The following is a 10,514-nucleotide window of genomic DNA, read 5'->3' on the forward strand; positions in this document are numbered from 1 at the left end:
TTTGACCGGACTACACGGACTATTAGAAAAAATGATAGATTCAAGCCATGAGATTGCTCACTTTCATGGCGCGCCGTTTCGTGGCCGGAGACACCCTGGAGGAGGCGGTGCTCCAGGTCAGGAGGCTCAACTCCGAGGGCATCAAGGCGACCCTCGATAATCTGGGCGAGGAGTGCCAGACCCGCGAGCAGGCGACCGGGGCCCGCGACGAGTACGTCAAGATGCTGGGCCGCATCGCGGCGGAGAAGCTCGACTGCAACGTCTCGCTCAAGCTCACCCAGTTCGGCATGGGGCTGGACCTGGGCTTCTGCAAGGACAACCTCTTCCGGGTGCTTGACGAGGCCAGGACCTACGACAATTTCGTGCGCATCGACATGGAGGGCACGGGCTACACGGACAAGACCTTGGACCTGCTCCGGCAGGCCAAGGCCTACTACCCGAAGGTCGGCATCGTGATCCAGGCCATGCTGCGCCGCAGCGTAGATGACGTCGCGGAGCTGGTCCAGTCGGGCATCTGCGTGCGCCTATGCAAGGGGGCCTACAAGGAGCCGCCCGAGCTGGCTTTCCCCGACAAGAAGGACGTCAACTCCAACTATGACAAGCTGGCCGGGATGCTCCTCAAAGGCCCGAACCCCGCCTTCGCCACGCATGACGACGACCGCATCGCCGCAGCCGTCTCCGCCGCCGAGAAGGCCGGGTTGCCCAAGCCGAAGTATGAGATCCAGATGCTCTACGGCCTGCGCGCCAGGCGCTGGAAGGAGCTGGCGGCGGCGGGGCATGTGGTGCGCATCTACACGCCTTACGGGACGCACTGGTTCCCTTACTTCTACCGCCGCATCCGGGAGCGCAAGGAGAACCTGCTGTTCGTGCTGCGCAACTTCTTCGAGTGAGGCCGACATGGTCACCGCGAAACTGATGGGATTCCTGGACGAGGAGATCGCCAAGCTCAAGAGCGAGGGCCGCTTCGTCAAGCTGCGCATCCTGGAAGGCCCTCAGGAGCCGGTCTCGGTCATCGACGGCAAGAAGGTGGTGAACCTCACCTCCAACAACTACCTCGACCTGGCCAACCATCCGGCGCTGAAGGCCGCGGCCAAGTCCGCCATCGACAAGTACGGGGTGGGCACCGCCGCGGTCCGGCCGATCATCGGGACCATGGACATCCACATGCAGCTGGAGCGCAAGCTCGCGGAGTTCAAGGGCACCGAGGCGGCCTTGGTCTTCCAATCGGGCTTCACGGTCAACGTCGCCTGCTGCCAGAGCCTGATGTCCGACGAGAAGGACCTGCTGATCTCGGATGAGCTCAACCACGCCTCGATCATCGATGGGGGCAGGCTCTCCAAGGCCGTGCGCAAGATCTATCCGCACAAGGACATGAAGGCCTTGAAGGCCATCCTGGAGTCTGGCGAGGCGCGCGGCGCGCGGCGCAAGATGATCGTGACGGACGGGGTCTTCAGCATGGACGGCGACCTCGCGCCTCTGCCGCAGATCGTGGAGCTGGCCGAGAAGCACGGAGCCTTCGTGATGGTGGACGACGCGCACGCCTCGGGCGTGATGGGCCGCAACGGCCGCGGCACGCCGGACCATTTCGGCCTGACCCAGAGGGTGCAGATCCAGATCGGGACCTTGTCCAAGGCCGTGGCCGCCATCGGCGGCTACGTGGCGGGCTCGAAGTCCCTGCGCGACTATCTGGCCTCGGTGGGGCGGCCTTTCATGTTCTCCAGCTCGCATCCGCCGTCGGTGACGGCGACCTGCATCGCGGCCTTGGACCTGCTGCTGCTGGAGCCTCAGCGCATCGAGAAGCTCTGGAACAACGCCCGCCACTTCAAGGAGGGCTTGAAGAAGCTGGGCTTTGACACGGGGGCCAGCGAGACGCCGATCACGCCGGTCATCGTCGGCGACACGGCCAAGGCGCAGAAGTTCAGCGCCCGGCTCTTCGAGGAGGGGGTCTTCGCCCTCTCCATCTGCTACCCGATCGTGGCCAGGGGCAAGGACCGCCTGCGCACCATCGTGTCCTCGGGGCACACGGAGCGCGACCTGGACTTCGCCTTGGAGAAGTTCGGGAAGGTCGGCAGGGAGCTCGGCCTCATTTAGCCGACGCGAATAATGCTAGAATATCCGACCTTAAAAGACCGAGGTCCTCAAAAAAGCGCCATGCTCAACGCCAGCCTCTCCCTCCTCTTGCTGCTGGGGCTTCCTCCCGGGCAGTGCCAAGCCCCGGCCCGCGAGGCGACGACGTCCCAGAACGATCTGGCCGCCATGCGTATCATCCTGGAAGAGATCGCGGTCGACCCCAATAACCAAAGGGCCCAGTCCCTGCTCAAGGATCTGTGGCAGTCGAACCTCCGCAAGCGCGAGGCGGCCCTGGAGCCGGGGCTGAAGGCCGGCGGCGCGCCGAAGGCTTCCCCGGAGTCCCAGAAGCGGCTGTCCCAGGCCATCGAGGTGCTGGATTCCGTCAAAAAGGAAGGACGGCCCTCGGGCGGGGCATCCCCCGCCGATTCGGGCATGTTCACGGCCCTGGTGCGGGGCGCGGCCGACTCTTACGAGCAAGGCCGTCAGAAGGATGCCATGCTCCTGCTGAGCACCGCGCTTGACCTGTATCCCGCGAAGACCTCCACCCAGGTCCTCAGCGAAGTGGCGACGTCTACCCAGCCCGCGACTCCCGATGCCGCGGAGTCGGCCCGGCAGCTCTTCCGGGCCGGGATCCGCTTCTACCGCGCCGGCGACCTCGCGCAGGCGGCCCAATCCTTCAGGGAGGGCTTGGCCTACGATCCGAGCAACGAATGGATCAAGGAATCCCTCGAAAGGACCATGGACGAGCTGAAGAAGTCTTTCGACAAGTCCATGAAGGATCTGAAACTCAATGCCGCGGTCGCGCCGTCCCGGCCGGCGTCCCAGCCGGCGTCCCAGCCGGCGCCTCAGCCGGCGCCTCAGTCTCCGGAGCCTTCGGCGGCTCGCCACGTGGTCCAGAAGGGGGACACCTTTTGGAACCTCGCGCAAAGATACTATGGGGATCCGCAGAGATGGGAAGTCATCCGGGATGCCAATGGCCAGAACCTGGAGCTGGGCGCCACGGTGCTGATCCCTCCGGTTGCCGCCTCGTCCGGGGCTGTCAAGCGCCAACAGCCTGCCGTCGCGACCGACCGCCCCCGCAGTCACGTCGTGCGCAAGGGGGACAGCCTGACGAGGCTGGCCAAGAAATATTACGGGAATGCCTCGTACTTCCAGTTCATCCTGCGGGCCAATCCGGGGCTCAAGGACGGGGACGATCTGAAATTCGGCAGCACGCTGGTCATCCCCCCGCTTCCCAAGACCTCACCGCGGCAATAAGGGACCGCGCAGCATCCGGAAGACCGGTCCGGCGGATTTGGTATAATCTCTCCGTGCCCGCCCTGCTGGCGCTCGAGGCATCCCTTGAGCGCGTTCGTTCCGGACTGGAAAGCCGCAGCCGCCGCATCTCCGGCCGCGTCGGAGAGGGATTGGCCGAGCAGATGGCCCGGCCCGGCAAGATGCTGCGCGCGCGCTTCTGCCTGCTCTTGGGCGCCGCCCTCGGCGTGGAGACGGCCAAATCCGAAGCCGCGGCCCGGGGCATGGAGTTCGTGCACAACGCCTCGCTGCTGCACGACGACTGCGTGGACCTCGCCCGCTTGCGCCGGGGCCGCCCCACGCCCAACGAGGTCTTCGGCGTCAACGTGGCTTTGCTGCTGGGCGACCTGGCCTTCGCCCAGGGGCTTGAGGAGGTCGTGGACCTCACCCCCCAGTCGGCCAAGCGCATGATCAGCACCGCCCGCGAGATGGCGGTCGGCGAGCTCCAGGAGGAGTTCCTCAAGGGCAGCGTCGGCGTCACGGTGGAAGCCTATCTTGGCGTCATCTCCCGCAAGACCGGCGCCCTTTTCGAGTGGTGCGGCGCCACTTTGGCCGAGCTCTCGCCCCTGCCCCACGCGGACGCGGACCCGCCGCGCTTGGGCAGCGCCGCGGGCATGCTCCTGCAGGTCATAGACGACATCCAGGATTACACTCTGACCAAGGCCGCCTCGGGCAAGGAGCCGGGCCGGGACCTCTGCGAGCGGCGCCTGACCTTGCCCGCTATCCTCGCGCTCAACGACCCGGCCGCGCGGCCGGAGTTCCTTCGGCTCTGGGAGGCGGGGGGGGAGGGGCGAGCCTCGGTGGAGCGCATGGCCAGCTTCCTGGAGTCCTCCGGACACATGGAGGCGGCGCGGGGACGGGCCCGGGAGCTGGTGCGTTCGATCCGGACCTGGGCCGCGGCCCTGCCGGTCAAGGAATTCAGCGTCAGCTTCTGCTCCTTCATAGATGCCATGGAACGCCGGGAATTCTGATGGGCTACGAGGCTCTCATCCGCCGCGCCTGGCGCACCGGGGATTTCAGCATCCAGTCGCTCCTCGAGGACGATCCGGAGACCGGCGTCTCCCGCGAGGAACTGCGCCGCAAGGTCAAGACGGAGATGGAAGACATCATCGCGCGGGAGGCGGGCGACGCCGCGTGCTGCCTGAGCGCCCACAAGGAGGGTTCCATGAGGCTGGCCCCGTTCGTGAAATTCCGCGAGGAGAAGTTCGGCGCGGTGCTCTTCGAGACCCGCTCCGAGAAGGTCTACACCTTGAGTCCGACCGGCGCCGCGGTGGTGCGCGAGATCGTCTCCGGCGCCGACGCCGGGTCTTTGGTCGGCCGCCTGCAGAAGAAGTACTCGGACAAGACCGGCAAGCTGGCGCGGGAGGCGGCGGCCTTCCTCGCCGACCTCAAGAAGAAGGGGCTGGTCACGGAATAAGATGGCCGTCGTGCTCCCCGAAAGCCTGGGCGCCAGCGCCGCGGACCTCAAGAGCCCGCTCTACGCCGCCTGGCAGCTGACCAACGAGTGCGACCTGCGCTGCCTGCACTGCATCGAAGACTCGGGGCCCGGCCAGGCCTTCCCGGACGAGCTCTCGCGCGGCGAGGCCTTCCGGATCGTCGATGAGCTCATCGCGGCCGAGGTGCCCTACGTGGCCTTCTCCGGCGGCGAGCCCCTCCTGCACCCGCAGCTTTTCGATCTGCTGAACCGCTTCCGGGGCCAGGGGGTGGGCCTCAAGCTCGAGACCAACGGCCAGCACCTCGATGCCGCGACCTGCGGCCGCCTGGCCGACGCCCAGGTCAAGGCCGTGCAGGTCTCTTTGGATGGGACCAGCGAGCAGGCCCTGTGCCAGCTGCGGCCCAAAGCCAGCCTGCGCAAGATCCTGGACGGCATCCGCGATCTGCGCGAAGCCGGAGTCGAGGTCGAGGTCAATTTCGCGCCCACCCGGCACAACGTCGACCAGGTCGCCGCGGCCATGGACCTGGCGCACTCCCTCGGCGCCTACGCCTTCTATACCGGCCGGCTCATGTACACGGGCCGGGCGGTGCGCTCCTGGGAGAGGATCGCGCCCTCCGAAGAGCAGTACGCCGGGTTCTTCTCGGCGGTCAAAGCCAAGGCCCGGGAGCTGGAAGGCCGCATGCGCGTCTGCTACCATGAGTTGGGCATCGTGGAGGAGCTGCGCACCCGCGCCGCGCATCCCGCCGCGCTCGTCATCATCCTGCCCGACGGCCGGGTCAAGCTCATCAACGCCCTGCCCTTCACCTGCGGGGACCTGCGCCGGCAGAGCCTGGCCGAGGTGTGGGAGCATTATCAGAAGGCTTGGAAGGACCCGCAGGTGACGGGCTTCATCGATGAGTTGGCCAAAGACGAAAAGGCCATCTCGCGATTGCATGAGTGGGTGGCGCTTTGAGCAGCGGTTCGCTCACCCCTAACGGCACGACTGCCCCCCTCGTAGGGGGGCAGTCGGACTCGGGACCTTCGGTCCCGAGTGCCATTTTCTCGACCATCCGCTACAGGTTCTTCTTATACGCCGGTCTCTTGCCCTACCTCTTGGGCGCTGCTTGGGCCTATGGGATGGAGGGGACTTTCAACGCCAAGGTCTTCTGGCTGGGGTTCTTGGGCATCTTCCTCTCCGTGGTGGGCGTGGAGTCCTTCAACGAATACTTCGACGCGCGCCTGGGCACGGACCGGGTCTTCAACCCTTCCGACGAGGAGGACATCCCGGAGTGGATGCTGCGGCTGGGCATCGCCGCTTTCACGGTAGCGGCCGGCATCGGGCTCTACCTCGCCGTCGGCGGGGGCTGGCCCATCCTGCTCTACACTGCGCTCGGCGGCTTGGCCGCGGTCTTCTACGTGGGCCCGCCCATCCGCTGGGTGTACCGCGGCCTGGGCGAGACGGCCATCGGCCTCTCCTACGGCCCCTGGATGACCTTGGGCAGTCTCCAGCTGCACACGCACCGCTTCTCATGGGGGGCGCTGGCCGCCTCGCTGGTGCCCGGATTGCTCATCACGGCCCTGGCCGTGGTCAACGAGATCCCGGACTTCCACCAGGACCGGCTGGTGGGCAAGCGCAACCTCGTGGTGCGCGCGGGCCGGCGGAACGGGGTGCGGCTCTACCTGGCTTTCGCGGGAGCCGGCCTGCTCATCGCGGTGGGCGGCGCCGCTTTCGGACTCTTCCCGCGCGCGGCGGCGCTGGCCGCGCTGGCCGGGGCGCCGCTGCTGTGGGCCAGCGGCAGGGCCGCGGCCGCGACCTGGGACACCCCCAGGCTCTTCGTGCCGGCCGTGCGCCGCATCGTGCAGTGCTACATGGTCGCCACCGCGGTCTTCATCATCGCGGTCGCCTGGGGGGGGGGATGAGGATAGACTCCTTCGGCGCCCCGCTCATGGTCTCCTGGCAGTTCACCCGGGAGTGCGACCTGGCCTGCCTGCACTGCTGCACGGACTCCCGGCCCGGGGGCCGGCTGCCCGACGAGCTTTCCGCCGAGGAAGCCCTGCGGGTGGCGGAGCAGATCGCGTCGGCTGAAGTGCCCTATGTCCTCTTCGGCGGAGGCGAGCCGGCCGGCGCGCCTCATTTCTTGGCGACCGCCGAGGCTCTGGGCCGGGCGGGCGTGTATCTCAAGGTCGAGACCAACGGCCAGCGGCTCCAGGCCGAGTCCATTGCGCGTCTGTCCCGGCTGCCTGTGCGCTCCATCCAGGTCTCCTTGGACGGGAGTACCCAGCAGAGCTACGGCCGGCTGCGCCCGGGCGCTTCCTTGCCAGCGGCCGTGGAGACTTGCCGCAGGGTCCGCGGCGCGGGCCTGCCGTTGGAGGTGACCTTCGTCCCGACCCGGTTCAATATCCTGGAGGCGGAGGCGGTCATGGACTGCGCCCTGGAGCTGGGAGCTTTCCGGTTCAACACCGGGGCGCTGATGCGGCTGGGCCGGGCCGCGCGGCTTTGGGACGCGCTGGAACCTTCTTCCCAAGACTATGGACAATTTCTTAGACTCTTAGGGCGCAAGGAGCGGGAGTTGGCGGGCCGCATGGAAGTCTGCTACCGCCCGTTCGAACTGCGCCAGGGTGTGGAGGAGTGGCTCCGCGAGCCGCCGGGCACCTTGTCGGTGCAGGCGGACGGGAAGGTCAGGGTCTCGGCGGTCCTGCCCTGGCTGTGCGGGGATTTGCGCCGCGACTCCTTGGCCGAGGCGTGGGACGCGTACCGGACGGCCTGCGCATCGACGGACGTGGTCGATGCGCTCAAGGCCTTGATCTATGGCGATCTGCCCAGACCGGAAGCAGGACTGGGCGTAGGAGACAGGAATGGACGAGCGCAACACTGTGACCGACGTGCAGGCTGACGAGAAGCTCGCGTGGGAGACTCCCTCGATCGAGGAAGTCACCGACCGAGTGATGGCGCAGCCCTACATTCGGTTCACGTGACGGACCCGAGGGGGGCGTCGGCAGGAGACTACCGCGCCCCCCTCTTTCTTGCCTGGCAGCTGAGCAACGTCTGCCGCTGCCGCTGCCTGCCCTGCTGCGAGGACTCCGGCCCGGACCGGGCCTGGCCGCGCGAACTGGCCCGGGAAGAAGCCCTGCAGCTGGCGCGGGACATCGTCGCGGCCGGCATCCCCCATGTGGCTTTCGGCGGGGGTGAGCCCGTGGCCGTGCCGCATTTCTGGGAGGTCTGCGCGGTCCTGCATGCGGGCGGGGTGGGCCTCAAGATCGAGACGGATGGATTGCTCCTCGACGAGGCCGCCTGCGTGCGGCTCAAGGAATGGGATGTCGCCTGCGTGCAGATCAGCTTGGACGGCGCCAGCGCCGCGGTCCATGACCGAGTGCGGCCGGGCGGCTCTTTCGACGGTGCGGCGGCCAGCGTGCGCCGGCTGGCGCAGGCGGGCCTGGGGCCGGAAGCGGTCTTCACGCCCACGCGCCTCAACCTGGCCGACGCCCCCGCGGTCTTCGACCTCGCCTCGCGCATCGGAGCGCGGACCTTCGTGACCGGGCCCCTGATGCGCCTGGGGCGGGCGGCCGCGCATTGGAAGACTCTGGCGCCTTCGGAGAACGATTGGCAGGGGACCGTGGCCTGCCTTGAGGAGCGGGCCCGGGTGAGCGATCTGCGCCTGGCCATCTATCCTTGGGACGTGCGCGAGGAGATCCGCGTGCGGCGGGACAGCCCGCAGGCCATGATGCTGGTGGTCCCGGACGGGAAGGCCAAGCTCCTCAACGCCCTGCCTTTCGCGCCGGGAGACCTCCGGCGGCAGAGCCTGAGCGAGGCCTGGCAGGCGGTCTGCCGGGCCTGGAGCTCTCCCAAAGTCAACGATTTCATAGACCAGGTCCTCGCTGATCCGAAGCTGCTGCGCCACGCCAACGAGTGCTGGGACGTCTAGCGGGGGTCAGACCCTCACAAACTTCACAAACTGAGTCGCAACGCTTGAGCTGGGCCGACGGGCCTAATCCGGCTTAGGCCGATTATCTCCTCCCACAGTACCACAGGACCTTCGCAGTAAGACCCGTCGGGCCCTACACTGAGGGCATGGACAAGAAGACCGGTCTTGCCGGAAAGCTGACCTCCTCCATCCTCTGCGCGGCCCTCCTCCTTGTAAGCCCCGGCCCCGCCGCCTACGCAGCCGCAGGACAGATCGCCAGCATCAAGGTCACGGCTCCGGTCGGCGCGTCCATGGGCATGGTCGGCGGCTCCATCAACGCCGCTGCCGCCAACAATCTCAATATCCAGCTCAGCCTGAGCCAGGTCGCGCTCACCGCCCATCTGTCGCCGGGGCAAGCCGCTCCGGTGGTCACGGTCCAGGATCTCGCCGCGCCCCAGGCCCTGGCCCTGGAAAGCCCTATCGCCGTGGCCGAGACCATCGCTTCTCCCGCCGCAGGCCAGCTCCTCGCCGCGCCGGCCGCTGAGCGCGACACCGCCGCCCCGGTCGACGGGCAGACGGCCCTCGTGGAGCAGGCCCAAGCCATCGAGGCCGCTCCCGGCCGCCTGCAGGCTCCGGCCTCGCGCGTCCAGATCGGCATCCTCAAGACCTTGCGCTCGATCTTCTCCTCCGCCAAGGAGGAATCCTCCGTCCCGGTGGCAGGACCAGAAGGCTCGGCAGCAGCCTCAGCCGTCCTCCAGCCCGCCGCTCCCGCGGACCAAGGAGCGATGACCCAGGCGCCGGCGGCCCCCGCCGTCGCGGCGAAAGCCCCGGCCGCCTCCAAGCTCAAGACCATCCTGCGCTGGGCCCTGCCCATACTCGCTGTGACGGCTCTCATCTACAGCATCGACTTCGGGACCAAGGCCCTGGCCGTCAAGTATCTGGTCACCGCTTTCCACGAGTGCGCCTGGCGCGCGCCGCTGCTGGCCGGCATCATCCCCTACATCGGGGTCACGGCCTTCATCGCGCGCAAGTCCCTGCCCAACGACCACAAGGTCTGGCGCTGGTCGGCCAAGCAGCTGGGCAACGGCCGCCTGGGCTTCTACCAGGTCGAGCTCTCCGGCTTCGACACCATGGCCAAGGACCACCCGTCCTTGCGCTGGGCCCTGAAGCTCTACGACCTCTCCATCGCCTTGATGCTGGGCGGCATGCTCGGCAACGGCGTCGACGCCTTCCGCCTGGGCGGAGCGCTCGACTGGATCCCCCTGGGCCGCTCGCTCATGAACTTCGCGGACGTGGCCCTGCTCCTGGGCCTGGCCTTCTTCCAGCTGGCCACCAGCTTCTTCATGAAGGCCGCCAAGGCCCATCACGACGGCACGCCCCTGCATTTCAGCACCGTGAGCTTCCTGGGCCTGCCGCTGCTCGGCTTCTTCATCGCCTGGGCCTTCGGCTCCGCAGCCACGGAGCTGCCGCTCATGCTGGCCATGAAGAGCGTCGCCTTCATCTACATCATGGGCTTCTCCATGCTCCTGGGCATCTCGCGCTTCCTGGCGGCCCTGGGCGTGGACCGCTTCGTCAAGAAGTTCGTGGCGGAGCAGGGCGAGAAGAAGAAGGCCTGAGCCGCCCTTAGCGCCAATGCCGGTCACTTAAGGCCCGCTTCCGTCGGCCGTTGCCGTTAAGACCCTCGGAACCCCTACGGGGTTCCGAGGCCGGCGGTGTGCCCAGCATGAGCATGACTGGGAGGTGCAAGTCCTCTGGAGAACCTGGTCGCAGGGACTCCAAGCGAAACGCAAGGCGATGGTCCGCGAGGGTCACGCTGAAAGAAGCGGATAGCGAAG

The 10,514-nt window shown here is 67.5% G+C and carries 10 protein-coding genes; all 10 read left to right on the forward strand.

Features of this window, described 5'->3' with window-relative positions; genetic code table 11:
* Positions 1–47: 47 nt before the first annotated feature.
* The 10 genes from NTY77_06400 (at position 48) to NTY77_06445 (ending at position 10,295) form a co-directional block, all read left to right on the forward strand.
* Positions 48–890 (forward strand): proline dehydrogenase family protein, encoded by an 843-nt coding sequence (locus NTY77_06400; protein MCX5795105.1) that lies wholly within the window; start codon positions 48–50, stop codon positions 888–890.
* Between the two features lie 7 nt (positions 891–897).
* Complete coding sequence (locus NTY77_06405; protein MCX5795106.1) at positions 898–2,091, forward strand: glycine C-acetyltransferase; 1,194 nt, start codon at positions 898–900, stop codon at positions 2,089–2,091.
* 60 nt (positions 2,092–2,151) lie between these two features.
* The gene (locus tag NTY77_06410; protein ID MCX5795107.1) at positions 2,152–3,327 is read left to right on the forward strand and encodes a LysM peptidoglycan-binding domain-containing protein; all 1,176 of its coding nucleotides are present in this window, start codon (positions 2,152–2,154) and stop codon (positions 3,325–3,327) included.
* A 53-nt stretch (positions 3,328–3,380) separates the two neighbouring features.
* Positions 3,381–4,334, forward strand: a complete 954-nt coding sequence (locus tag NTY77_06415; protein ID MCX5795108.1) for a polyprenyl synthetase family protein — start codon at positions 3,381–3,383, stop codon at positions 4,332–4,334.
* Positions 4,334–4,780, forward strand: a complete 447-nt coding sequence (locus NTY77_06420; GenBank protein ID MCX5795109.1) for a PqqD family protein — start codon at positions 4,334–4,336, stop codon at positions 4,778–4,780. Before NTY77_06415 ends, NTY77_06420 begins: the two co-directional genes overlap by 1 nt.
* 10 nt (positions 4,781–4,790) lie before the next feature.
* Positions 4,791–5,750 (forward strand): radical SAM protein, encoded by a 960-nt coding sequence (locus NTY77_06425; GenBank protein ID MCX5795110.1) that lies wholly within the window; start codon positions 4,791–4,793, stop codon positions 5,748–5,750.
* Positions 5,735–6,697 carry a prenyltransferase gene (locus tag NTY77_06430; GenBank protein ID MCX5795111.1) on the forward strand — a complete coding sequence of 321 codons (963 nt, stop codon included), beginning with the start codon at positions 5,735–5,737 and terminating at the stop codon, positions 6,695–6,697. The genes NTY77_06425 and NTY77_06430 overlap by 16 nt, the downstream gene beginning before the upstream one ends.
* Positions 6,694–7,671 (forward strand): radical SAM protein, encoded by a 978-nt coding sequence (locus NTY77_06435; GenBank protein MCX5795112.1) that lies wholly within the window; start codon positions 6,694–6,696, stop codon positions 7,669–7,671. Before NTY77_06430 ends, NTY77_06435 begins: the two co-directional genes overlap by 4 nt.
* Positions 7,672–7,749: 78 nt before the next feature.
* Complete coding sequence (locus NTY77_06440; protein ID MCX5795113.1) at positions 7,750–8,700, forward strand: radical SAM protein; 951 nt, start codon at positions 7,750–7,752, stop codon at positions 8,698–8,700.
* A gap of 146 nt (positions 8,701–8,846) precedes the next feature.
* Positions 8,847–10,295, forward strand: a complete 1,449-nt coding sequence (locus NTY77_06445; GenBank protein ID MCX5795114.1) for a signal peptidase II — start codon at positions 8,847–8,849, stop codon at positions 10,293–10,295.
* The last annotated feature ends 219 nt before the right edge of the window (positions 10,296–10,514 follow it).

This window comes from Elusimicrobiota bacterium (assembly GCA_026388095.1).
In the GTDB taxonomy this organism is placed as follows: Bacteria; Elusimicrobiota; Elusimicrobia; order UBA1565; family UBA9628; genus UBA9628.

Coding starts and splice junctions, on each gene's coding strand:
- NTY77_06445 (MCX5795114.1), top strand. CDS start 8,847: ATGGACAAGAAGACCGGTCTTGCCGGAAAGCTGACCTCCTCCATCCTC.
- NTY77_06435 (MCX5795112.1), top strand. CDS start 6,694: ATGAGGATAGACTCCTTCGGCGCCCCGCTCATGGTCTCCTGGCAGTTC.
- NTY77_06410 (MCX5795107.1), top strand. CDS start 2,152: ATGCTCAACGCCAGCCTCTCCCTCCTCTTGCTGCTGGGGCTTCCTCCC.
- NTY77_06400 (MCX5795105.1), top strand. CDS start 48: ATGAGATTGCTCACTTTCATGGCGCGCCGTTTCGTGGCCGGAGACACC.
- NTY77_06405 (MCX5795106.1), top strand. CDS start 898: ATGGTCACCGCGAAACTGATGGGATTCCTGGACGAGGAGATCGCCAAG.
- NTY77_06420 (MCX5795109.1), top strand. CDS start 4,334: ATGGGCTACGAGGCTCTCATCCGCCGCGCCTGGCGCACCGGGGATTTC.